Consider the following 22915-nt stretch of genomic DNA (forward strand, 5'->3'; position numbering starts at 1 on the left):
GGAGCGGTCGCTGAAGCTGGGTCGGTGACGTGTGTGAAATCGCGCATTAAATGCCCTGATAATTGAACAAGCAGTCTGATGAAACTAATGTGTTCAGGTGGCTTTTGCAATCATAAATTATCCGGGATGTGGTAAATATCGCCATTTATTATACTGACCGTTGTGTTTATTATAATGACCGCTGGCGCGTTTTCCGCACTTATCACAGGAGCAAGTCATGTTTACAGGTCTGAGCGCTTTTCCGCTGACCCCGGTGACCCCTTCGGGGATCGACGAAAAAGGTTTTGTGAATATCCTGGCCCGGCTGACCGAGGCCGGGGTTGATTCGCTGGGCGTCTTAGGTTCCACCGGCAGCTATGCCTATCTGACGCATGAGCAGAAAAAACGCGTCACCGCGCTGGCGGCGCAGCACGCCGGCGGCATTCCGCTGATGGTTTGCATCGGCGCTTACGGCACGGAGCAGGTTCTGCAGCTGGCCGACGATGCGCAGACGGCGGGCGCCGATGCGCTGCTGCTGCCGGTGCTGTGCTATCAGTCGCTGACGGATGATGAAGTTTATGCGCTGTATGAAACCGTAGCGCGCCATAGTTCCGTGCCGCTGTGCGTGTATAACAACCCGCGCACCACCCGCTTTGAGTTTTCCGATGCGTTACTGGCGCGCGTCGCCGCCCTGCCGGGCGTGCAGTCGATCAAAATCCCCGGCGTGCAGGCGGAGCCGGTGCGAATGCAAAGCCTGCGGAAGATACTGCCGGCGGAAATTGCCATCGGCGTCAGCGGCGATGAGTTTGCCGGGCAGGGGCTGAATGCCGGCTGCGAGGTGTGGTATTCGGTGTGCGGCGGCCTGTTCCCGCACAGCGCCAGACAGATTGTCGACGCCGCGCGGGCAGGGGACAGCGGGCGCGTTAGCGAGCTGGTTGCGCGGCTGGAACCGTTGTGGCAGTTGTTCCGCCGGCATGGCAGCATCCGCGTGATGGCCGTCGCCGCCGGTATTCTCGGGCTGAGCGACATCGACTGCCTGCCGCGTCCGCTGCAGCCCTTGCCGGCCGAAGCCTGCCGCGATATCGCCGCGGTAATGACGCAGTTGGAACTGCGCTAAGCGGACGGGGCGAACGGATTTAAACTACGGGTAATATCTCCGCAAATGAAAAAGCCCGGCAAACGTGAGTTAGTCGGGCTTTGTGCAATCTATCATGATGAAACAGCGTCAGCGGCGATTATTCGATACCGTACTTTTTCTCGGTGACGAACTTTGGTTCTTTCCAGTTGGGACCTTTCTCCGGTAGTTTCTTTTCCGTCTTCATTAATTTGCCTTCTTTGAATAATCGTTGATGAGTCCGTAGTAATTCACCATTTGCAATGACTTCAAATTTGTAGCGTACGTACATACGGTCGATACTGGGGTAAGGTGTTCGTGGGGAAAAATGCAAAAGAACATCTTCTACGCTTTCATTTTTGTAAATCCCTTCAAGATCTAGCATTATGTTCCCTCCTCTGCTTTGCGATATGCTTCTTCTGCTTCAGGTGTATATAAAGATTGAGTTCGTTCATCTATTTTATAGTCTTCTAGGGGGGCTGCATGGGTATTATTCCAAACTTCATCATAGTTTTCTGGGATCTCCCCATCTTTAATCCCTAGGTTCTGATAACGCTCCAATTCCCTAATTTCATGGGTATAAAAACGCTTGTCGGTCTCCATCGCCTGTAGCTTACCCTGCAAAACTTTCTCCAGTCGGTCAATCATCACCTTGTTTTCGGGGGAGTCCTCAGACCGTCCGGTATGCAACCTCACCTTATCCACGTCTGCCCGGTCGATGTTGGCCGTTCTCCAGTCCAGATTCTGGATAGGGCCACCGGCTTGGTCGGTATCGTAGTCACGTCCGCTGTATTTTCCTTTGGCATTGGTCTCTCCATAAATTCCGCTCAGTATCACATAAATTGGTTCAGCTCTGCATCCGGCTGCCGGTAAATGAAATCCTACAGTCGCAGGAGGAGCGCAACTATTGCCAATTTATCAACTGATTTGATTTCTCATGGATTTTTCATTAATCGTACGAATGTTAAGATGTCAGCTACGCTGATGATGGTTGCTTAAAATAGACGAACGACACAGATAAAAAGCCCAAAAACGTGAATTTTTGGGCTTTGCGAAAAAAACATGAGGATGAAAGATTGTCAATGACGATTATCCGATGCCGTATTTTTTCTCGGTGACGAATGCGGGCGCTTTCCAGTTTGGGCCTTTTTTAACAAGCATTTTTTCTCCCCATTCGACAATCCCATTACTGCGCATATCTTCAAAAACTTTCAATAGTTCTCCATTTCCAATAACATCAAATCGGTAACGAACAAAGAAATTATCCAACTGCGGATAACCGATCCCTCTTGTCGAACCAGCGAAGAAAGACACCGCATCGCATATACTTTCCTTTTCAATCATAGACTTAAAATCAATCATAGTTCTTCCCTCTTAGCTTGCTCCTCTGCCGCTTTGATTGCTTCAGGAGTATACAAAGGTTCATTTCGTTCATTTATTTTATAGTCTTCTAGGGTGGCAGTATGCGTATCCACGCCTGCCTGGTTGATGTTGGCCGTTCTCCAGTCCAGGTTTTGGATAGGGCCGCCGGATTTGTCTGTATCGTAGTCACGTCCGCTGTATTTTTCTTTGGCATTGGTTTCGCCATAAATTCCGCTCAGTATCACATAAATTGGTTCAGCTCTGCATCCGGCTGCTGATAAGTGAAATTCTGCAGCGACGGGAGGGACACAACCATTGCCAATTTATCACCTGATTTGATTTCTCAGATTTTTTCATTAATCGTAAGAATGCTAAGATATCAGCTACGCTGATGATTATTGCTTAACATAGATGAACGACACAGATGAAAAACCCCAAAAATTGACTTTTTGGGCTTTGAGAAAAATATGATGATAAATCATTAATGGCGATTACTCGATGCCGTATTTTTTCTCGGTCACAAATTTAGGTTCTTTCCAGTTCGGTCCTTTAATCGTATGGCCTTTATCGTCTTTAGTTAGTTTACCTTCCTTCACCAGCCGCTGATACGTTGACAGTAATTCGCCATGCTCTATCACCTGGAATTTATAATTAACATACATCCGATCAATTCCTGGGTATGACGTTATGGGTGCAAAGTGTAAAAGCACATCTTCAACACTTTCACTTTTAATAATATTTTCAATTGGTGACATTACTAACCTCCGTTGAGTTTTTTTAACTCAGCTTTTTCATAAGCTTCCTTGGCCTCTGGTGTATAAAGAGGGTCGGTTTTCTCATTCACTTTATAGTCTTCAAGTGTAGCCGTATGTGCATCATTCCAAACTGATTCATCTTCTACCCCATCAGGAACTCCTAACGCACGGTAGCGCTCTAGTTCGCGTATCTCATGAGTATAATAACGTTTGTCGATATCTGTAGGCTTTAGTTCCCCCTTAAGGATTTTCTCCAATCGGTCGATCATCACCTTGTTATCGGGTGAGTCACCAAAGCGTCCTGTATGCAGTTTCACTTTGTCTACGCCGTCGCGGTCAATGGTGGCAGTTTTCCAGTCCAAATTTTGAATTGGTCCGCCAGCTTTATCTGGATTATAGGGGCGTCCGCTGTGTTGACCTTTGGCATTGGTTTCTCCATAAATTCCGCTCAGTATCACATAAACCGGCTCAATGCCGCTTCCGGCTGCCGGTAAATGAAATCCTACAGCCGCAGGAGGAGCGCAACTATTGCCAATTTATCAACTGATTTGATTTCTCATGGATTTTTCATTAATCGTACGAATATTAAGATGTCAGCTACGCTGATGATGGTTGCTTAAAATAGACGAACGACACAGATAAAAAGCCCAAAAACGTGATTTTTTGGGCTTTGCGAAAAAAAAACATGAGGATGAAAGATTGTCAATGGCGATTATCCGATGCCGTATTTTTTCTCGGTGACGAATTTTGGTTCTTTCCAGTTGGGACCTTTTTTACATTTTGCTCCATAGACTCTTTCTAAAACTACCTGTCCAACTTCCTCAAGATGCTTCATTTCATGAATTAGTTTTATGTTATATGACTCATATTTTTCACCTGCTTTATATCTGCCAAAAAATCGGTCGATAGATGGGTATGCCATGCCATTTTCTTCTTGTCCAACCAGAAAGATAATAACATCTCCCATAGTCTCATTTTTAACCATTGAATTATAATCTATCATTTCAATACCTCTGCATTTATTTGTTTCATTTCAGAGCCTCTGGCGTATATAACAGGTTTTCATCAGAACTAAGCTGGTAATCTTCTAATGTTGCTGTGTGAGTATTATTCCAGACTTCGTAGCTATTTTTTTGGGTGGTGCCATCAGGAATACCCAACGCCCGGTAGCGCTCCAATTCCCTGATTTCATGGGTGTAAAAACGCTTGTCGGTATCCGTTGCCTGTAGCTTACCCTGCGAAATTTTCTCCAGTCGGTCAATCATCACCTTGTTTTCGGGAGATTCCATAAACCGTCCGGTATGCAACCTCACTTTATCCACGCCTGCCCGGTCGATGTTGGCCGTTCTCCAGTCCAGGTTTTGGATAGAGCCGCCGGCTTTGTCGGCATTGTAGTCACGTCCGCTGCATTTTTCTTTGGCATTGGTTTCTCCATAAATTCCGCTCAGTATCACATAAATCGGTTCAGCTCTGCATCCGGCTGCTGATAAGTGAAATTCTGCAGCGACGGGAGGGACACAACTATTGCCAATTTATCACCTGATTTGATTTCTCAGTGGGTTTTTCATTAATCGTATGAATGTTAAGATGTCAGCTACGCTGAGGATGATTGCTTCAAATAAACGAAAGATACAGATAAAAAAGCCCAAAAATTGAATTTTTGGGCTTTGTGAAAAACATGATAGTAAATCATTAATGGCGATTATTCGATACCGTATTTTTTCTCGGTGACGAACTTTGGTTCCTTCCAGTTAGGGCCTTTTTTATATCCAGAACCATAGGTTTTTGCTGAAAATACCTGGCCAGCCTCTTCAAGTTCCTTCATTGTATGTATTAGTTTTATGTTATATGACTCATATTTTTCAGCTGCTTTATATCTGCCAAAAAACAGGTCAATGGATGGATATGCCATGCCCTCTTCTTTTCGTCCAACTAGATAAAGAATAACGTCTGCCATATTTTCATTTTTAACCATTGCATTGTAGTCTATCATTTTAATACCTTTACATTTAGTTATGTGCGTTGAGAGCCTCTGGTGTGTATAACAGGCTTTCATCAGAACTAAGCTGGTAATCTTCTAATGTTGTTGTATGAGTGTTGTTCCAGACTTCGCCTTCATTTTCTGGAACCGTACCATCAGGAATACCCAACGCTCGGTAACGTTCCAACTCCCTAATTTCATGGGTGTAAAAACGCTTATCGGTATCCGTTGCCTGTAGCTTACCCTGCAAAATTTTCTCCAGTCGGTCAATCATCACCTTGTTTTCGGGAGATTCCATAAACCGCCCGGTATGCAACTTCACCTTATCCACGCCAGCCCGGTCGATGTTGGCCGTTTTCCAGTCCAGATTCTGGATAGGGCCACCGGCTTGGTCGGTATTGTAGTCACGTCCGCTGTATTTTCCTTTGGCATTGGTTTCTCCATAAATTCCGCTCAGTATCACATAAACCGGCTCAACGCCGCTGCCGGTGGCATCCGGCTGCCAATAGATGAAATCCTGCAGCGGCGGGATATCACCGGCCGGAAAGGTGGTGGTGACGATACTGTCCGCCTGCCGCACCTCCGTGCCGGTATGCACCGGCGTCACCGGCACCGGTGCATCGTTACCGGTGTGGGATGGTGCGGTAGGGCCGACCGGCACCGGGTTGACCAAAATGGTTCGCGACGGCGCCCCGGCCATTGCCGGCAGCGTTATCCTGTCCAGGCCGGTCTGTTCATCACGCACCGGTCGGTACACCGGCACGCTGGCAGATACGCCGCCGGCCCCGGTTTTGACAAGATACACATTCTGCTGCCCATGATCATCCGTTGCGATAAAGCCACGGACCGGCAAATCGACCACATCCATTTCCGGCTGAACGGCGGTTTTACCGGCAGCGAACAAACCTGCCTGCGTGGCAAACATCTTAATATCGCGGCCGGGAACGTGGTCGCTGCCTTCCCCGGCCTTGCCCGGCCAAAAACCGACCACAAAGGCGCCGACCGTCGCACCGACGCTACTGACCGTTGCCACCTCGGCTACGGCGACCGCGCCTCGCCACATCGCGCTGGATACCCAGCCAGCCAGCTCGCTGGCCGTTGTCATTACGCCGTTTGCCACCGTTGACAACTGCACCATACCGGGCGCGCGGTTCAGCACCATGGTACCGGCCGTCATCAAGGCGGCAGTGGCGGCGTTGGCTTTTTCCGGCGTGTAGGTGGGAGTATCCCGTACCCCCGCTGTGGCAAACAGCGCTTGGCGGGCCTCCTCCGCTTTTCTGGCTTCTTCCGCCTTACGGGCTTGTTCAATCTCTATCCTGTTTTTTATCTCAGTCAGGGTGTTTTTCTTATTATTTGCATCTTCTGTAATTGTTTTTACCCGATCGAGATATGAAATGAGCTTATTTTTTACCTCAATCTCTTCGCTGATTTTAGGGGGGACAGTTTCATTCCATAACTTGATGAACCATGGCCCCGTTGTTGATATCGCCACATCAATCATGGCGGCAGATTTGTCGATAAAGTTCGCGAGTTTATAGCGATGCATGAAGTCCTTAAACGTGTCTTCAGCCTCCTGTGTTTTCCGATTGGCAATATTTCCGTCTCGATTTTTTAAATCGATATTAATCTGTAATGCATTAACAGAATCCTGTAGAGCATTAGCCAGCGGGTTAATTTCAGGATGATTAATCAATCCGCTATTTTTTAAGTCAGCAAGTAACGCACTGGCCTCATCTCTGGTTTGATCTGCATGCAGTGGGTACGCATTGCTGGCCTGTTCCAGGATTTGATTTATTTGTTTCTGGCTCTCTCGCAGATAATATAAGCCGGTAAATGTTAATTTGTTCGGGTCATAAGCTATGCTGCCGCCGCTATTCGGTCTGCTGCCGATACCTGGCCAGGGAACATAAACAGGGAAAGATATTCCGGGATAGATTCCGCCGTTTCCTACGGGGCTGTTTGGGCCACCGGTGATGGTGATAATAGGGCGGCCTCCGGCATCATGCGGTATGCCATTGAGGTAATATGCGGGTGTTGCCATAACAACATCTCCTTGATTTCCTTATACATAGTCAGATGTATATGCAGTGAAATATTTTTATTGAATTTGGCCGTATGCTTGCCGATGTTTCCGCTCTGTTAGCCGGCAAGTGTTTTTTCCAGAGCCGCGATGCGCGTCTCCAATGTGATGCGGGCTTCCTGTTCTTCCTTAAGCGCCTCAACCAGCAGCGCCACGACGCCGTTGATATTGATGCTGCGGGCGTCTTTCAGAACGCTGCCGTCATTCATGGTCAATTCGGTTTGGGTGACGGACTGTGGCAAGACATTTTCCACTTCCTGGGCAATCACACCGGCTTCCGGCATGCCCTGCTTGAAGTAGGTATAACCGCTGATTGTGGTCAGCTTCTCCAGCGCGCCTGAGATTTTCGTGATATCCGTTTTCATGCGGGCGTCGGAGCTGCTGTTCCAGGCACCGTTGGTGTAAGCATGGCCGTCGTTGCGGAATTCATACCAGCCTTGTGCGCCGCCGTTGGCTACATGCAACCCCATAAAATGGTGTTGGCCAATGCGTTCATAATGGTATAGGTCGGCAAAGAGATCGTCTTTCCCCTGCAGGCGCATGGCATTGGTAATTCGGTCGGCATTGTTATTGGTGTCGAAGTTACCGGCAGCGACAATCCAGCCATAAGGATTACGCTTTACTAATTGTCCCACCGATAACTCGGCATTGGCTCTCACCTGGATTTCGTTCCAGTTCCCTTGCCAATCGCGGTAAGAAAGCAACCCATAATCCTCTTTGCCGGCGACGACCCGCGATCCCATCAACATGGTGGTGGTGACATTGCCGCTGGTGAAATTGGCGCTGACATCTGCGGCATAATAAATTTGTCCGTTGATTAGCGGAGCCGGTCCGGTGGTCTTGGTGGAAATACCGGCGTTATGCGAGATCATTGCGCCGCCGGAGATATCAACACCGTTGCGCAGCGATACTCTGCCGGAGGCAAGATTGAATGAGAAAGGACGCAAGGTGTTCCACGAGCCATTTTGAGCCTGGCCGCTCGGCGTGGTCAGCGCGTAAAAATCCTTACCGTCGTTACGCAATATCACGCCGGTGTTGCCGTTTGCCAGACGGAAACCGTTTGGTGATTTGGCGACGATCTCGCCGTCGCTGATGACGCGTTTGCGCAGCGTGGATAACGCTTTCAGTTCGCTAATGTCATCATTCACACCGTTCAGCACTTGTGCATTTTTCTTGGCTTCAGTCATGATAATTCCCTCTTTATAACTTCCTTTTGTAACGGATAAATGGCCTCTGGTTTTTCTGGCTAAACCACCGGATTGAGCAAGGTGCCGCCAGTGCCGGTATATGCATAACTGTATACATGTACAGTATGTTGCTGTTGTATTGAGTGATTAGCAAACGGTAATGATGATCATTTTTTGTGTGGTGGCTGGGACAAACGGGGGAGAAATGCGGGAGCAGAGTAAGAACACGGCGGTTGCCGGGGAAGGGCGGAGAAAAAACGGCCATGCCATGATGGCGGTGGCCGTTTCTTGGCGGCATGCGGTTACGGCTGCTGCTCGCCCCAGTTTTTCAGCTTGCTGGTCTTGCCGAGGCCGGGGTTAAAGCTGTTGGTCGGGTCGGCCTGGCGGTAAAACGCCTGCAGATCGGGCTTCGCCTGATACAGGTGGCCGACGTTGTGTTCGGCGGGATATTCCGCGCCGCGCTGGTCCAGCAGCGCCAGCATCTGTTGTTTCAGCCGGTGGCAGTCGACGCCTTTTTTCACCACGTAGTCCTGATGGAACACGTGGCACATAAAGTGGCCGTAGTAGAGTTTATGCACCAGCTGGCTGTCGATCTCCGGCGGCAGGGTTTCAAACCAGTCGGTGTCGTTACGGCGCAGGGCGATGTCCAGCGCCAGAATATCCTCCACCTTGTCGGCGTGTACCGCGTGGTAGCGCACGGCGGCGCCGGCGGCGGCAAAGCGGTGCAGGAAGGCTTTTTTCCCTTCCTCCGCGCTGCAGACAAAGAAGTCGCCTTCCGCCTCGCTAAAGTATTGCTTCAGGTAGGCGTAGGCCTCATCGGTGCCGTCGCCGGCCATCTTCAGCAGCAGGTGGTGTTCAAAACGTTCGCGGTATTCCTTGATGCGCTTGGGCAGATGGCTGGGGGCCAGATGGCTCAGCCCCTGCATCACCCGGTCGGTCAGGTTGTGCGGCAGCAGCGGCAGCTTGTTGAAGGTGGCGTCCATCTTGCCCTTCAGCGTGAAGAAACGCGGCATCTGATCGGTGCCGAGTTTGTCGATCATCAGGAAGGTGTCTTTGCCGTACACCTCGGCAATGTCGAAGATATCGCGGTGCATATACTCGCCGGCCACCGGCAGATTCTCAAACTGGCTCAGCATATGGCGGCGCAGCTCGGTCAGCACCGCGGTGTTGTTGGTGCCGATATAAAACACCTGCTCGCGGCTCTCTTTTTCAAAGGTATCGAGGCGCACGGCGAACACCGCCAGCTTGCCGGCACAGCCGGAAGCCTCATACAGCCGGCGCTTGTCGGCGTTGAAGCGGGAAGGAGTGTCGGCATCGACGTCGCGCACCCGCACGGCGTACTCATTGTCGGAGGCGCGCAGCTCGCCGTACTCGACGTCTTCCGGCCGGTAGTCGCCTTGCTCCAGCCGGGTGAGGATCTCTTCCGGCGTGTCGCCCAGCTGAATGCCGAGATGGTTGACCAGCCGCAGCTGACCGTCGGCGTCCAGTTGGGCGTACAGCGCCAGTTCGGTATAGGCCGGGCCACGCTTGACCAGCGAGCCGCCGGAGTTGTTGCACACGCCGCCGATCACCGACGCGCCGATACAGGAGGAGCCAATCACCGAATGCGGTTCGCGGTCGTAAGGCTTCAGGCACTTTTCCAGATGGTTCAGAGTGCTGCCGGGGAAGGCCACCACCTGCTTGCCCTGAGCAAGCACCTGAATATGGTCAAGGCGCAGCGTGCTGATAATCACCACATCGCGCCCGTAGTCGTTGCCGCTGGGGGTGGAGCCTTCGGTCAGGCCGGTGTTGGCGGCCTGCATAATCACCACCTTATCGGCATCGACGCACGCCTGCAGCACCTGCCACAATTGCAGCAGACGGGTCGGGAACACCACCGCCAGCGCCTGGCCCTCGCCGGAGCGGAAACCCTTGCGGTAGCGCTCGGTGCTGCGCGCATCGGTCAGCAGCTGCGGGCCGCCGACGATCTGTTTCAACTGACTGATAAATGCCTGCTGGTCACTGCGGGCGCTGTGCGTCATGCCGATCTCCCTGTCAGATTAAGGTTGCCGCCGCCGGGACGGCAAACGGTGAAGAATCACCTTCCTTTATAGCACTCGAGATAACCGTTTTCGCGCTCTTCGTCGCGCAGCGTCAGAATTTCCACCCCGTCGCCGGTCACCGCCACGGTATGCTCCCACTGGGCGGACAGCTTTTTATCGCGGGTGACCACCGTCCAGCCGTCTTTTTTCTGTTTGATGCGCCGGTCGCCCTGGTTGATCATCGGCTCTATGGTAAACACCATGCCTTCCTGCAGCGTCATGCCGCTGCCCGGCTGGCCGAAGTGCAGCACCGCCGGCTCTTCATGCATATCGCGGCCGATGCCGTGGCCGCAGTATTCACGCACCACGCTGTAGCCGGCTTTTTCGGCGTGCTGCTGGATGGCGTGGCCGATATCCCCCAGCGTCGCGCCCGGCTTCACCGTGCGGATGCCGGCCCACATGGATTCATAGACGTTATTCACCAGCCGTTTGGCCACCGGTGTGGTCTGGCCGATGCAGTACATCTTGCTGGAGTCGGCGATATAGCCGCCGTTTTCCAGCGTAATATCGACGTTGACGATCATACCGCTGCGCAGGATTTTGCTGGCGGAGGGCACGCCGTGGCAGATCACGTCGTCAATCGAGGTGTTCAGCACGTAGGGAAAGTCGTACTGTCCTTTGCTGGCCGGGCGTGATTGCAGTTCGTCGACGATAAAGGCCTCGGCGCGGTCATTGATCTCCATGGTGGAGATCCCCTCGCGGATCACGCCGTCGAGCATCGCGAACACTTTTGCCAGCAGCGAGCCGGCGTGGCGCATTTTGGCGATTTCATCCGGCGTTTTGATCACAATCTGTTTCACTCAACCATCTCCTTCAGCGTTAACGCATTCTCTTTCATCATTTTCTTTACCAGCTGCGGGTAGGTCAGTTCCGGGTGGAACTCCGCCAGCATGCCGATTTTGATCCAGTACTCGGCCTGCGCGTTAATGGAACGCGTCATGGTCAGGCTGGCGAGCCGCAGATCGTCGTGCAAGACGTCGGAGATTTTCACAATGCCCATCGTGCTGCTCCTTAGGTTAAAGACGATATGAAGTGTATATGCTTTATATACATTGCGTTTGGCGATCTGTGGCAGAGGCCGGCGGGCGTTAATGCTCGGAATTTTCTGTTAAAGGGCGATTGCCGCGGCTGAATAATGCGTTTATTGTAATAATTGACTTGTTTGCATCACTTTTTCAGAAGGATTTCAGGCGTGACTAAACGACGTGTTGGCGTAATTTTTGGTGGTAAATCGGCGGAGCATGAGGTTTCGCTGCAGTCGGCAAAAAACATTGTCGATGCCATCGACAAAGAGAAGTTTGACGTCACGCTGCTGGGCATCGACAAGCAGGGGCAGTGGCATATTAATGATGCCTCCAACTACCTGCTGCATGCGGAAAACCCGGCGCTGATCGCCCTGAACCACTCCAACAAAAACGTAGCGCTGGTGCCGGGGCAGGAGAGCAGTCAACTGATTGAGGCTGACAGCGCCAACGTTATCGGCCAGCTCGACGTGGTGTTCCCGATCGTGCACGGCACGCTGGGGGAGGACGGTTCGCTGCAGGGGCTGCTGCGGATGGCGAATATCCCGTTTGTCGGCGCCGGCGTGCTGGGCTCGGCGGTCAGCATGGATAAGGACGTCACCAAACGCCTGTTGCGCGACGCCGGGCTGGAGGTGGCGCCGTTCGTTACCCTGACGCGCAGCAACCGTGCGCAGTACAGCTTTGCACAGCTGAGCGAACAGCTGGGGTCGCCGCTGTTTATCAAGCCGGCCAACCAGGGCTCCTCCGTCGGCGTCAGCCGGGTCAGCGACCGCGCAGGCTATGAGCAGGCGGTGGCGCTGGCGTTCAGCTTCGACCATAAGGTGCTGGTGGAGTCGGCGATCGTCGGCCGCGAGATTGAGTGCGCGGTGCTGGGCAACGACCAGCCGCAGGCCAGCCTGTGTGGTGAAATCGTGCTGAGCGACGAGTTCTACTCTTACGATACCAAATACATCAACGAACAGGGCGCGCAGGTGGTGGTGCCGGCGGCAATCTCCGAGCCGGCCAGCGACAAAATCCGCGAGGTGGCGCTGCGGGCGTTCCGCGCGCTGGACTGTCTGGGCATGGCGCGGGTCGACGTGTTCCTGACCGCCGATGAGCGGGTGGTGGTCAATGAGATCAACACGCTGCCCGGCTTCACCAATATCAGCATGTATCCGAAACTGTGGGCGGCCAGCGGCATGAGCTACAGCCAACTGATCACCACCTTGATCGAACTGGCGCTGGAGCGCCATCAGCAGGATCGCGCGCTGCACAGCTCGGTGTTCGAGCGCGACTAAACAGCTTGCTATCCGGGCGTCGCCTGCGGCGTCCGGTCATTTCTCGTCGCTATTTTTGATCTTGAACAAGATTCCCTCACTCTGCAGTCAATAACTCCGTTTACCCACCGATAACCCTTCCATATGACGTTAAACGGGTAAAGGAGTCAGCATCCATGTCGTGGATGAATCACATTTCAATGAAGATGAAGCTCTTTGTGGCGTTGCTACCGATGCTGCTGGCGCTGTGCTGGTTTGTCGGCTCGGGCATGGTCACGCGCATGGAAACGCAGCGGCAGATGGACAACCTGGGGCAACTGATCGCACTGGCCGGCAGCGTCGGCGGCGTGATTGATGAACTGCAGAAAGAGCGGGGCATGAGCGCTGGAGTGCTGGCGTCAGCTGGGAAAAACTTCACCGCCGAGCTGGCGGCCCAGCGCAAACAGACCGACAGCGCGGTGGCGGTTTTCCGTCGTGCGCTGGCCGGCGATCGGCAGAGCGCGGGCGATAACGCCCGGATGTTGGCGGCGTTCAACGATCGCCTGCAAGCGCTCGATGCCGTTCGCTCCCGGGTCAGCGGGCTGGATATCAACGCCGCCGACGCCGTTGCGGTGTATACCGCCGCCATCCGCGATCAGCTGCGCTTTGTCGGCGGGTTGAGCCAGCTGTCATCGTCCGGCGAGCTGGTCAGCGAGCTGGCGGCTTACTACAGCCTGCTGAACCTGAAAGAACAGGCCGGCCTGGAGCGGGCGCTGCTGGCCGGCGTCTTTGCTGCCGATCGCTTCGGCAACGGCCAGTATCGCGCGCTGAGCGCGGTGGTGGCGCAGCAGGCGGCCTGGCTGACGGCCGCCCAGCGCCTCAGCAGCCCGGCGCTGGCGGCTGCGCTGGAAAAATCACAACAGGCTTCTGCGGCCCAGGCCGCCTTGAGATTGCGTGATACCGCGTTTGCCCGTGCCGAGCGCGGCGGATTCGGCATCGACCCGACGCAGTGGTTCAGCGCGCAGACCGCGCGGATTGATGCGCTGCACCAGTTGGAAAACGGCGCCGTCAGCGCGCTGCAGAACACGGTATCCCAGCTGTCGGCGCAGGCGCGCGGCGACTGGCAGCGCTTTTTGCTGATCGGGACGCTGGCGCTGGCCGCCGCCTTGTCGATCGCCGTCGTGGTCGCCAGACGCCTCCACCGTCATCTGGAGGGGACGCTGGGCACCATCCAGCGGATGGAAAGCGACTTTACCCTGCGTCTGGCGGTGCCGGGCAGCGATGAGCTGTCGCGGCTTAACGCGGCCTATAATCAGGCGATCGGCAATATTCAGCGGATTATTCAGCAGATCAACGTCGGTGCCGGGGAGTTACGCACCACCAGCGGCGATATCGCCGTCGGCAACCAAAATCTGGCGCAGCGCACCGACGAGCAGGCGGCGTCGATCGTGGAGACGGCGGCGAGCATGGAGCAGATCGCCACCGCCATTGCCCACACCGCCAGCAACGCCGGCGAAGCGGAGCGGTTGATTGGCGCCATGACGCAGGAGGTGCAGGAGGCCAGCCGCATCGCCGATGACGCCAGCCAGAGCATGGTGGCGATCCGCGCCTCCAGCGAACAGATCGCGCATATCGTCAGTTCGATTGACGATATTTCGTTTCAGACCAACCTGCTGGCGCTGAATGCGGCGGTAGAGGCCGCCCGCGCCGGCGAGTCGGGGCGGGGCTTCGCCGTGGTTGCCGCCGAGGTGCGCAATTTATCGCAGCGCTGCACGCAGGAAGCCAACCGCATCCGTGCGCTGGTCGGCCAGAATATGGAGCAAATCGGCGAAGGGGTGGCGCGGGTGGCCGACTCAAACAGTGCGCTGCAGGCGGCGGTGGGCAACACCGGGCAGATGCGGCAATACGTCAGCGATATCGCCCACGCCGCGCAGGAGCAGACGCTCGGCGTGTCGCAAATCCAACAGGCGCTGAATCAGCTCGAACAGGTGACTCAGCAAAATGCCGCGCTGGTGTCTGAGGTGGCCGCCGCCAGCCAGGTGCTGGACGAGCAGGCGGAAACGATGGCCGCGCTGGTGCATTCGGTGGGGAAATAACACCGGACGGGCCATCGCCGCTGGCGCGTGGCTACGCCAGTATTACTTCGCCGTCTGCGGCTGCACGGACACGTCAATATCGCCGAAATACTTTTTCGCCAGTTTATCGACCGTGCCCTGCTGCTGCACCTGCTCAATGGCCGCGTCCAGCCGCTGTTTCAGCGCGCTGTCCTGCTTGCGCAGCCCGAAGGCGATGCCGGAGCCGAAAATCTTCGCGTCCTGCACCGTGTCGCCGACGAAGGCAAAGCCTTTGCCGTCCGGGCGGGAAAGGAAACCGCTCTGGCCGGCGGGCGCCATAATCAGCGTGGCGTCGAGCCGTCCGGCGCTCAGGTCGAGGTATACCTGATTCTGATCCTGATAGGAGACCACCTCGACGCCCTGCGGCGCCCAGTGCGCCTTGGCGTAGTTTTCCTGAATCGACCCCTGCAGCACGCCGACGCGCTTGCCGGCCAGCGCTTTGGCGTCGGGCGTCAGCCCGCTGTCGGCTTTGGCGATCAGCCGGTTGGGAACCTGATAAATCGCCCGGGTGAAGGCGATGGCCCGCTTACGCTGTTCAGTGATGTTCATCGCCGAGTTAATCGCATCAAACTTGCGCGCCTGCAGCGCCGGAATCAGGCTGTCGAACGAGGTTTCCACCCAGCTGCAGCTCAGCTTGGCGGCGGCGCAGACCGCGTTGCCCAGATCGATATCAAACCCCTCCAGCTCGCCGCTGGCGGATTTGGACTCAAACGGCGGGTACAGCGCCTCAACGCCGAAGCGCAGGTCGGCGGCCTGCGTTGCGCCGGCGGCAAGCAGACAACCGGCGGCCAGCAGTGTTTTCAGTGTGGTGTTCATCGCGGTTTCCTCAGTGGCGTGCGGTCGGTTATACGGTGTGCAGACGGCGCGCGCCTTCGCGCAGCGTCTGGTCATCTTTGGCGAAGCTCAGGCGAATAATGCCGGTGTCGGCGCCGTCGCTGTAAAAGGCCGACAGCGGGATGGCGGCGACTTTCGCCTCGCGGATCAGCCGTACGGCGAAGTCGTTGTCGCTCTCCTGGCTGAAGGCGCTAAAGCGCGCCAGCATAAAGAAGCTGCCGGCGCTCGGCAGCAGCTCAAAGCGTGAGCCTTGCAGCGCCGCGGCCAGCAGATCGCGCTTTTGCTGATAGAAGGCGGCCAGCCCGAGATAGCTCTGCGCGTCGGCCAGCGCTGCGGCAAAGGCGTACTGCATCGGCGTGTCGGCGGAGAACACCAGGAACTGATGCACCTTGCGGATCTCCGCCGTCAGCGCCGCCGGCGCCAGGCAGTAGCCGATGCGCCAGCCGGTAACGTGATAGGTCTTGCCGAACGACGAGACGATCACGCTGCGTTCCGCCAGCTGCGGATGGCGCGCCATACTGTGATGCTGCGCGCCGTCGAACACCACGTGCTCATACACCTCGTCCGACAGAATCACGATATCGGTATCGCGCGTCAGCGCGCTCAGGCGCGCGATGTCCTGCTCGTCGAGCAGCGCGCCGGTCGGGTTATGCGGGCTGTTGATAATGATCATCCGCGTGTTGCCGTTGATGGCGGCGGCGACCTCATCCCAGTCAATACGCAGATCCTGCAGCGACAGCCGGACGGGCACCGGCCGCGCGCCCTGCAGCCGCACAATGGGGGCATAGCTGTCGAACGCCGGTTCGAAATAAATCACCTCGTCGCCGCGCTGCACCAGCGCGCTGATGGCGGCGTACAGGCCTTCGCTGGCGCTGGCCAGCACCGTGATTTCCGCGTCGGCGTCGTAGCGCGCGCCGTACAGACGCTGCGTTTTTTCCGCCAGCGCGTGGCGCAGGGCGGCCACGCCGCTCATCGGCGCATACTGGTTATGACCGGCGCGCATGGCTTGCTCGGCGTCGTTAATCAGCTGCGGCGCGCAGCCGAAATTCGGCGCGCCCTGCGCCAGATTCAGCGCCTGATGTTCGGCGCTCAGCTGGCCGATCACGGTAAAAATGGTGGTGCCGACGTCCGGCAGTTTGGAACGGGGTGAACAGGCGCTCTGCATGGCGGCTCCGGATCAAGCAAGTGGGTTGAGTGATTAAGCATCAGCCGTTATGGCGCGACAAGAGAAACTTTGTCATGCTAGCCATGCGTTCCGATCATGGCTGGAGAGGCCCACGATGCCCACGACGTTACCTTCGCTCGACGTGTTGAAAACCTTTGTTGCGGTGGCGCAACGGCTGAATTTTACCCATGCCGCGCAGGCGCTGCATCTGACGCAGGGGGCGGTGAGCCGGCAGATCCTCGGCCTGGAGCAGCAGCTTGGCTATCCGCTGTTCAGCCGCCATGCGCGCGGGCTGGCGCTGACGCCGCAGGGCGCGCAGTTGCTGGGGCCGGTGCGCCAGGCGCTGGGGCAGTTGGCAGACGCCGTCGCCCGCGTCGGCGCCCAGCCCGGCACCCTGCGCATCAAGTGCCCGACCTGCGCCATGCGCTGGCTGTTGCCCAGAATTATTCGTTTGCAGAATGAACGGCCGGAGCTGCATATCGAACTGACCGCTTCGGTGTCGCACCGGCTGGATTTTGCCGGCGAGCAGTTTGACGCGGCGGTGACCTTTGGCGCGCCGCCGGGCAAGCGGCTGACGGCGCACCCGCTGTTTGACGAGGTGTTAACGCCGGTTTGCACGCCGGGCTACCTGTCCGCCGCGCCGCAGCTGGCGGAGTTGGCGGAGAAAACCCTGCTGCACCCGACGCGCGACCGACGCGACTGGCTGCGCTGGCTGAAGGCGGCCGGCGGCGCGGCGCTGCCCTCGCGCAAGTCGCAGCATTTCGACACGCTGGATCTGGCAATGAGCGCAGCGCTGCAGGGGTTGGGCATCGCAATTGGCGATCTGTGCCTGCTGGAGGAGGATATTCAGGCGCGGCGCATCGTGACGCCGTTTGCGCTGAGCGTCGCCAGCGGCGCCGGCTACTATTTGGTCTATCCTGAACGTACGCCGTCGCCGGACGGACTGGCCCTGCTGACGGATTTTCTGACGCAGGAGGCGGCGCACAGCCGCGCCCGGCTGACGCGCTATCTGGCGACGACGGCTAACAGCTTGTAACCATAACGGTTTCAACGCGGAAAAAGAGTGTGGCACACTCCCTGATTACCTGTTTACTTTCCCGCCCGCGGCGGGAACCTGCCTGAGATAACAATATGAAATGGCTTTGTACAGTGGGTTTGGTATCCGGTCTGGCGATCAGTCCGGTCTTTGCGCAGGAGAGCGGCGCAACGCAAGGAATCAATGTTCAGCAGCGCGATGCGTTCGTCAGCAAGCTGATGAAGCAGATGACGCTGGAAGAGAAAATCGGCCAGCTGCGTTTAATCAGCGTCGGGCCGGATAATCCGAAAGAGGCGATCCGCGAAGGCATCCGCAAGGGGCAGATCGGCGCGATTTTCAACACCGTCACCCGGCCGGATATCCGCGTGATGCAGGATCAGGCGATGCAGCTCAGCCGTCTGAAAATCCCGCTGTTTTTCGCCTATGACGTGGTGCACGGCCAGCGCACGGTGTTCCCCATCAGCCTGGGGCTGGCCGCCAGTTTCGATCTGGACGCTATCGCGCTCAGCGGGCGGGTCTCCGCTCAGGAGGCCAGCGACGACGGCCTGAATATGACTTTCTCGCCGATGGTCGACATTACCCGCGACCCGCGCTGGGGCCGGGTGTCGGAAGGCTTCGGTGAGGACACCTGGCTGGTGTCGAAAATCGCCAAAGTGATGGTGGACGCCTACCAGAACGGCGATCCGGCCAAGCCCGGCTCGGTGATGGCCAGCGTGAAGCATTTTGCGCTGTATGGCGCGACCGAAGGCGGACGCGACTACAACACCGTGGATATGAGCCCGCTGCGCATGCAGCAGGATTACCTGCCGCCGTACAAGGCGGCGGTAGACGCCGGCAGCGGCGGGGTGATGGTGTCGCTGAATTCGATTAACGGCATTCCCGCTACCGCCAACCCCTGGCTGCTGAAGGATCTGCTGCGCAATCAGTGGGGCTTTGACGGCATCACCATCAGCGACCACGGGGCGATTAAAGAGCTGATCAAGCACGGCGTGGCGCAGGACCCGCGTGATGCGGTGCGGCTGGCGATCACCTCCGGCGTTGATATGAGCATGAGCGACGAGTATTACGACAAGTACTTGCCGGGGCTGGTGAAAGAGGGGCGGGTGCCGGAGAGCGACATCGACCGCGCCTGCCGTGACGTGCTGAACACCAAATATGAGATGGGGCTGTTCAAGGATCCGTACGTACACCTTGGCCCGGCCGGCTCCGACCCGCAGGACACCAATGCCGAAAGCCGCCTGCACCGCGCCGAGGCGCGCGACGTGGCGCGCCGCACCCAGGTGCTGCTGAAAAACGATAACCAGACGCTGCCGCTGCGCAAGCAGGGCACCATTGCGCTGGTGGGGCCGATGGCCGACAGCCAGCGCGATATGATGGGCAGCTGGTCGGCCGCCGGCGTCAGCAAACAGTCGGTGACTCTGCTGCAGGGGATGAAAAACGCGGTCGGCGACCAGGCGAAAATCATTTACGCCAAAGGGGCCAACATCACGCAGGATAAAAGCATCATTGATTATCTGAACCTGTACGAGCCGGCGGTGGTGTTCGACCCGCGGCCGCCGCAGCAGATGATTGACGAAGCGGTGAACGCCGCCAAGCAGGCTGACGTAGTGGTGGCGGTGGTCGGCGAGTCGCAGGGCATGGCGCACGAGGCGTCGAGCCGCGCCGATATCACCATTCCGCAGAGCCAGCGCGACCTGATCAAAGCGCTGAAGGCCACCGGCAAGCCGCTGGTGCTGGTGCTGATGAACGGCCGGCCGCTGGCGCTGGAGTGGGAGAGCCAGCAGGCGGATGCGATGCTGGAAACCTGGTTCAGCGGCACCGAAGGCGGCAACGCAGTGGCGGACGTGCTGTTCGGCGATTACAACCCGTCCGGCAAGTTGCCGATGACTTTCCCGCGCTCCGTGGGCCAGATCCCGATGTACTACAACCATCTGAACACCGGGCGGCCGTTTAACAAGGAGAATCCGGGCAAGTACACCTCGCGCTACTTTGACTCGCCCAACGGCCCGCTGTATCCGTTTGGCTACGGCCTGAGCTATAGCCGCTTCACGCTGTCGGACTTCACCTTGTCCAGCCCGACCATGGCGCGCAACGGCAAAATCACCGCCAGCGTGACGCTGAAGAACAGCGGCAACTACGACGGCGCCACCGTGGTGCAGCTGTATCTTCAGGACCAAACCGCCTCGGTCAGCCGGCCGGTGAAAGAGCTGCGCAATTTTAAGAAAGTGACGCTGAAGGCCGGCCAGTCGACTACGGTAGAGATGCCGATCGATGAAAACGATCTGAAGTTCTACAACGCCAGCCTGAAGTGGGGCGCGGAGCCGGGCAAATTTAATGTGTTTGTCGGCCTGGATTCCGCTCAGACGCTGCAGCAGAGCTTTACGCTGAAGTAAACGCCGCGCCGTGCCGTAACGGCCCGGCGTGATTCCGCTTATATTGAAAGGCATCCGGTTTGGGGGCAGGCGCGTTATTGACAGAAATAGCGTGCTGGTTCTTCGCAAAAATAGAACTGGTGTAATGAATATCGCCCGTTCCACCGTTTATAAAATTTTGGAAGACGCTAATATAACTAAATAGCTTTGTTACATAGCTTAAAAACTGATGTTTAAAATATCAGTGATCTTTTTATAAAGATGTTCACTAAATTTCAGGGTTTATAATAAATCAATGGATATCAACCGGTTACTTGTTTCTGAGCTTATATCTGCCCAGTTTCCTCAGTGGGCTAATCTTGCCATATGGCCTGTGGAAACGAGTGGATGGGATAACCGGACTTTCCATTTAGGGAATGATATGCTCGTCCGCTTACCAAGCGCAGCTCATTATGCCGGGCAAGTGGAGAAAGAACAGGAGTGGTTACCGAAACTGGCCCCGTTTTTGCCTAATAAAATCCCTGTCCCTTTAGGAATGGGCTCACCAGGCGAGAATTATCCCTGGAAATGGTCCGTTTACCGATGGATTGAGGGGAAAACGGTTGCTTCATCCCCTGAAGTTGACCTCTGTGTGCTTGCTAAAGATTTAGCAAATTTTCTTGTCTCACTCCAGGCGGTTGACTCAAAAGATGGACCTGTTGCAGGGCCTCAAAATTTTTATCGCGGTGGTTCTGTTGCTGTATACGATTCAGAAACCAGACAGGCCATCAGGGTATTAAGCAATAAAGTACATTCAGGTCTGGTGACAGAAATATGGGAAGCCGGCAGCTCTCAAACCTGGTCAAAAGAGCCGGTTTGGGTTCATGGTGATATAAGCGCAGGAAATTTGTTAATTACTAACAATCGGCTGGATGCAGTTATTGATTTTGGACAGTTATGCATCGGTGATCCTGCATGCGATCTGGTTATTGCCTGGACATTATTCGATGCTGAAAGCAGGCAGGTATTCCATGATGCTCTTTTGCCTGATTCGGGCACATGGGCACGTGCCCGCTCCTGGGCTCTATGGAAGGCATTAATTGTGATGACAAATGCCGCTCAGACTAATGTTGTTGAGGCAAAACAAGCATATCGGACATTCGAAAACATTCTTGCTGAATATGGTTTAAACCACTAACCCTACAAGGATGCCAGTTTAAGAAAGATAACAATAAGTGAAAAGGATATTTGATGGGTTATTTTGTTTTTTGTCGAATCTAATCAATAGATTATGCTCTTGCCGTACGTTTTCGCTCCATTGGCCTTCGACCCCTTGGGTTATCGCGCCGCAGACTGGCGGCGCATGTCGTTCAAGCTGTGAAGCTGCTTAACTGCCAGCCTAATGTTTTAATAACTTATTAAGCTGGCAGTTTATCAGGCTAAGACGCGCATTTGTCGGCGTGACAGACGGCGTCAGGATTTCTTCAGTAATTCCAGCAGGTGGTTCTCGCTTTTTTCCGTCAGGCCGTCGATGGCCAGCTTGATGATATCGGAACGGGTGACGCGCACGATGCCGTTGCGCGCCGCCAGCACGATCATCGCGTCAATGGCTTCGACGTGGCTGTCGGTCAGGCTGACGGACAGCGCCTTATAGGTGCGCTTGCGCCCCTGCGGTTTGGCCTCGGCGGCTGACGCCGGCACCTGCAGCGTATGCGAGGTGGCGCTGTTGATAAACTCATCTTCCGTCATGCGCTGGCTCGGCGTACGTTTTTTCATAAAATCACCTCTTTCACCAGGCTGGCGATTTCGTGCTGCGCTTTTTCGTTGTGCGCTTCATGAATGGTTTTTGCTTCGCCCCAGGCATCGCGGTAAATCTTGCGGTCGCACAGGCGGTTGCCCACCAGCTTGAATTCCGGGTATTCGCTCAGCACTTCCGCCGCTTCGTTGGCCTCGTTAATGAAGATATTGGTCGGACACATATTGAGCACAATATAGCCTTTGACCTTCTCATTATACTCCTGCGCGGTGGAGAACATTTCCGACAGGTAGCCGATGGTGTCGAGATCCATCTGCGAAGGGCGCAGCGGTGAGAGGAACAGATCGGCGGCCAGCAGGCCAGAGCGCAGCTCGGCGCTGTCGCGGCCGGCGGTGTCGACAATCACATAGTCATAGTGGCGGTCCAGCTCCAGCAGGGTCTCTTTGATTTTGCCGGAGGCGGCGACCACCGGAATATGCGGCAGGCCCTCAACGTTCTGGCGATCGTTGTACCAGGTCATGATCGATTTTTGGTCATCGGCGTCGACGATAATTGCCGTCTTGCCTTCCTTGAGTATCAAATATCCGGCGATGTTTACCGCCTTGGTGGATTTTCCTACGCCGCCTTTTTGCGAACCAATCAAAACAATCATGCTGCCATCTCTCAAGTTATTAAGCTGTTAACTTATTAAGTTATTAGCTTGACAGGTTGATAATCTAACGGGTTAGTCAGAACGAATAGCCACCAATATGCCTTAACTTGCACAGGTTGCCAAGCCGCTATCCGGTTAACTTAAGAGGTTATTCTGCTGCTAACTTATTAGCTGAGCAATTGGGAAAGTTCTGGTTCGTGTGGGGAATCAC

At 55.5% G+C, this 22915-nt stretch carries 22 protein-coding genes and 3 pseudogenes; 7 read left to right on the forward strand and 18 right to left on the reverse strand.

The window, feature by feature from the left end:
• The first annotated feature begins 217 nt into the window (after positions 1-217).
• Positions 218-1096, forward strand: coding sequence for a dihydrodipicolinate synthase family protein (locus tag CLM71_RS06260; RefSeq protein ID WP_105230230.1), 879 nt, complete (start codon positions 218-220; stop codon positions 1094-1096).
• A 118-nt stretch (positions 1097-1214) separates the two neighbouring features.
• On the opposite strand, the gene CLM71_RS06265 is transcribed toward CLM71_RS06260, so the two are convergent.
• From CLM71_RS06265 to CLM71_RS06330, 14 genes and pseudogenes are all read right to left on the reverse strand, one after another.
• Positions 1215-1478, reverse strand: a complete 264-nt coding sequence (locus tag CLM71_RS06265; protein WP_105230231.1) for an immunity protein — start codon at positions 1476-1478, stop codon at positions 1215-1217.
• On the reverse strand, positions 1478-1930 hold the full coding sequence (locus tag CLM71_RS06270; RefSeq protein WP_234008618.1) for an S-type pyocin domain-containing protein: 453 nt from the start codon (positions 1928-1930) through the stop codon (positions 1478-1480). Before CLM71_RS06270 ends, CLM71_RS06265 begins: the two co-directional genes overlap by 1 nt.
• A 252-nt stretch (positions 1931-2182) precedes the next feature.
• Positions 2183-2455: a hypothetical protein gene (locus CLM71_RS06275; protein ID WP_105230232.1), complete on the reverse strand. Its 273-nt coding sequence runs from the start codon at positions 2453-2455 to the stop codon at positions 2183-2185.
• Positions 2452-2712, reverse strand: a pseudogene (locus CLM71_RS06280) (colicin); the annotation flags it as partial. The gene CLM71_RS06275 and the pseudogene CLM71_RS06280, both read right to left, overlap by 4 nt.
• Before the next feature lie 234 nt (positions 2713-2946).
• A complete protein-coding gene (locus CLM71_RS06285; RefSeq protein WP_105230233.1) occupies positions 2947-3210 on the reverse strand; it encodes an immunity protein in 264 nt (87 codons plus the stop codon).
• Positions 3211-3212: 2 nt separating this feature from the next.
• Positions 3213-3695: pseudogene (locus CLM71_RS06290) on the reverse strand (klebicin D activity protein); the annotation flags it as partial.
• 227 nt (positions 3696-3922) lie between these two features.
• Positions 3923-4213, reverse strand: a complete 291-nt coding sequence (locus tag CLM71_RS06295; protein ID WP_105230234.1) for a hypothetical protein — start codon at positions 4211-4213, stop codon at positions 3923-3925.
• Positions 4214-4238: 25 nt separating this feature from the next.
• Positions 4239-4664, reverse strand: coding sequence for an S-type pyocin domain-containing protein (locus CLM71_RS06300; RefSeq protein WP_234008621.1), 426 nt, complete (start codon positions 4662-4664; stop codon positions 4239-4241).
• Between the two features lie 248 nt (positions 4665-4912).
• Positions 4913-5203: a hypothetical protein gene (locus CLM71_RS06305; protein WP_105230235.1), complete on the reverse strand. Its 291-nt coding sequence runs from the start codon at positions 5201-5203 to the stop codon at positions 4913-4915.
• Positions 5204-5219: 16 nt separating this feature from the next.
• On the reverse strand, positions 5220-7232 hold the full coding sequence (locus tag CLM71_RS24095; RefSeq protein ID WP_234008622.1) for an S-type pyocin domain-containing protein: 2013 nt from the start codon (positions 7230-7232) through the stop codon (positions 5220-5222).
• Between the two features lie 98 nt (positions 7233-7330).
• Positions 7331-8458, reverse strand: coding sequence for a tail fiber domain-containing protein (locus tag CLM71_RS06315; RefSeq protein ID WP_105230236.1), 1128 nt, complete (start codon positions 8456-8458; stop codon positions 7331-7333).
• Positions 8459-8760: 302 nt separating this feature from the next.
• Complete coding sequence (gene dld, locus CLM71_RS06320; RefSeq protein WP_105230237.1) at positions 8761-10479, reverse strand: D-lactate dehydrogenase; 1719 nt, start codon at positions 10477-10479, stop codon at positions 8761-8763.
• 56 nt (positions 10480-10535) lie between these two features.
• Positions 10536-11339, reverse strand: a complete 804-nt coding sequence (map, locus tag CLM71_RS06325; protein ID WP_105230238.1) for a type I methionyl aminopeptidase — start codon at positions 11337-11339, stop codon at positions 10536-10538.
• A complete protein-coding gene (locus tag CLM71_RS06330) occupies positions 11336-11539 on the reverse strand; it encodes a ParD-like family protein (RefSeq protein WP_105230239.1) in 204 nt (67 codons plus the stop codon). The genes map and CLM71_RS06330 overlap by 4 nt, the downstream gene beginning before the upstream one ends.
• A gap of 192 nt (positions 11540-11731) precedes the next feature.
• Between CLM71_RS06330 and ddlA the strand changes: the two genes are divergently transcribed.
• Together ddlA and CLM71_RS06340 are read left to right on the forward strand one after the other, a co-directional pair.
• Entirely contained in the window at positions 11732-12838 is a 1107-nt protein-coding gene (gene ddlA, locus CLM71_RS06335) for a D-alanine--D-alanine ligase (protein WP_105230240.1), read from the forward strand.
• A gap of 155 nt (positions 12839-12993) precedes the next feature.
• Entirely contained in the window at positions 12994-14892 is a 1899-nt protein-coding gene (locus CLM71_RS06340) for a methyl-accepting chemotaxis protein (protein WP_105230241.1), read from the forward strand.
• 42 nt (positions 14893-14934) lie between these two features.
• Here CLM71_RS06340 and CLM71_RS06345 read toward each other — a convergent pair whose 3' ends face one another.
• Together CLM71_RS06345 and CLM71_RS06350 are read right to left on the reverse strand one after the other, a co-directional pair.
• Entirely contained in the window at positions 14935-15726 is a 792-nt protein-coding gene (locus CLM71_RS06345) for an ABC transporter substrate-binding protein (protein WP_105230242.1), read from the reverse strand.
• A 28-nt stretch (positions 15727-15754) separates the two neighbouring features.
• Positions 15755-16909: a methionine aminotransferase gene (locus CLM71_RS06350; RefSeq protein ID WP_105230243.1), complete on the reverse strand. Its 1155-nt coding sequence runs from the start codon at positions 16907-16909 to the stop codon at positions 15755-15757.
• 115 nt (positions 16910-17024) lie between these two features.
• Here CLM71_RS06350 and CLM71_RS06355 point away from each other — a divergent pair, with 115 nt between their 5' ends.
• The 4 genes and pseudogenes from CLM71_RS06355 (at position 17025) to CLM71_RS06365 (ending at position 21494) form a co-directional block, all read left to right on the forward strand.
• Positions 17025-17945 (forward strand): LysR substrate-binding domain-containing protein, encoded by a 921-nt coding sequence (locus CLM71_RS06355; RefSeq protein WP_105230244.1) that lies wholly within the window; start codon positions 17025-17027, stop codon positions 17943-17945.
• 95 nt (positions 17946-18040) lie between these two features.
• The gene (gene bglX, locus CLM71_RS06360) at positions 18041-20338 is read left to right on the forward strand and encodes a beta-glucosidase BglX (RefSeq protein ID WP_105230245.1); all 2298 of its coding nucleotides are present in this window, start codon (positions 18041-18043) and stop codon (positions 20336-20338) included.
• A 43-nt stretch (positions 20339-20381) separates the two neighbouring features.
• Positions 20382-20522 (forward strand): annotated as a pseudogene (locus tag CLM71_RS24205) (recombinase family protein); the annotation flags it as partial.
• 90 nt (positions 20523-20612) lie between these two features.
• Positions 20613-21494: an aminoglycoside phosphotransferase family protein gene (locus CLM71_RS06365; protein ID WP_105230246.1), complete on the forward strand. Its 882-nt coding sequence runs from the start codon at positions 20613-20615 to the stop codon at positions 21492-21494.
• A 275-nt stretch (positions 21495-21769) separates the two neighbouring features.
• On the opposite strand, the gene CLM71_RS06370 is transcribed toward CLM71_RS06365, so the two are convergent.
• Both CLM71_RS06370 and CLM71_RS06375 read right to left on the reverse strand, forming a co-directional pair.
• Positions 21770-22072, reverse strand: a complete 303-nt coding sequence (locus CLM71_RS06370) for a hypothetical protein (protein ID WP_105230247.1) — start codon at positions 22070-22072, stop codon at positions 21770-21772.
• The gene (locus CLM71_RS06375; protein ID WP_105230248.1) at positions 22069-22704 is read right to left on the reverse strand and encodes an AAA family ATPase; all 636 of its coding nucleotides are present in this window, start codon (positions 22702-22704) and stop codon (positions 22069-22071) included. Before CLM71_RS06375 ends, CLM71_RS06370 begins: the two co-directional genes overlap by 4 nt.
• Between the last annotated feature and the right edge of the window lie 211 nt (positions 22705-22915).

It is taken from the genome of Serratia sp. MYb239 (assembly GCF_002966855.1).
GTDB lineage: Bacteria > Pseudomonadota > Gammaproteobacteria > Enterobacterales > Enterobacteriaceae > Serratia_B > Serratia_B rhizosphaerae.

Coding starts and splice junctions, on each gene's coding strand:
- CLM71_RS06260 (WP_105230230.1), top strand. CDS start 218: ATGTTTACAGGTCTGAGCGCTTTTCCGCTGACCCCGGTGACCCCTTCG.
- CLM71_RS06265 (WP_105230231.1), bottom strand. CDS start 1,478: ATGCTAGATCTTGAAGGGATTTACAAAAATGAAAGCGTAGAAGATGTT.
- CLM71_RS06275 (WP_105230232.1), bottom strand. CDS start 2,455: ATGATTGATTTTAAGTCTATGATTGAAAAGGAAAGTATATGCGATGCG.
- CLM71_RS06285 (WP_105230233.1), bottom strand. CDS start 3,210: ATGTCACCAATTGAAAATATTATTAAAAGTGAAAGTGTTGAAGATGTG.
- CLM71_RS06295 (WP_105230234.1), bottom strand. CDS start 4,213: ATGATAGATTATAATTCAATGGTTAAAAATGAGACTATGGGAGATGTT.
- CLM71_RS06305 (WP_105230235.1), bottom strand. CDS start 5,203: ATGATAGACTACAATGCAATGGTTAAAAATGAAAATATGGCAGACGTT.
- CLM71_RS24095 (WP_234008622.1), bottom strand. CDS start 7,232: ATGGCAACACCCGCATATTACCTCAATGGCATACCGCATGATGCCGGA.
- CLM71_RS06315 (WP_105230236.1), bottom strand. CDS start 8,458: ATGACTGAAGCCAAGAAAAATGCACAAGTGCTGAACGGTGTGAATGAT.
- dld (WP_105230237.1), bottom strand. CDS start 10,479: ATGACGCACAGCGCCCGCAGTGACCAGCAGGCATTTATCAGTCAGTTG.
- CLM71_RS06330 (WP_105230239.1), bottom strand. CDS start 11,539: ATGGGCATTGTGAAAATCTCCGACGTCTTGCACGACGATCTGCGGCTC.
- CLM71_RS06340 (WP_105230241.1), top strand. CDS start 12,994: ATGTCGTGGATGAATCACATTTCAATGAAGATGAAGCTCTTTGTGGCG.
- CLM71_RS06345 (WP_105230242.1), bottom strand. CDS start 15,726: ATGAACACCACACTGAAAACACTGCTGGCCGCCGGTTGTCTGCTTGCC.
- CLM71_RS06350 (WP_105230243.1), bottom strand. CDS start 16,909: ATGCAGAGCGCCTGTTCACCCCGTTCCAAACTGCCGGACGTCGGCACC.
- CLM71_RS06355 (WP_105230244.1), top strand. CDS start 17,025: ATGCCCACGACGTTACCTTCGCTCGACGTGTTGAAAACCTTTGTTGCG.
- bglX (WP_105230245.1), top strand. CDS start 18,041: ATGAAATGGCTTTGTACAGTGGGTTTGGTATCCGGTCTGGCGATCAGT.
- CLM71_RS06365 (WP_105230246.1), top strand. CDS start 20,613: ATGGATATCAACCGGTTACTTGTTTCTGAGCTTATATCTGCCCAGTTT.
- CLM71_RS06370 (WP_105230247.1), bottom strand. CDS start 22,072: ATGAAAAAACGTACGCCGAGCCAGCGCATGACGGAAGATGAGTTTATC.
- CLM71_RS06375 (WP_105230248.1), bottom strand. CDS start 22,704: ATGATTGTTTTGATTGGTTCGCAAAAAGGCGGCGTAGGAAAATCCACC.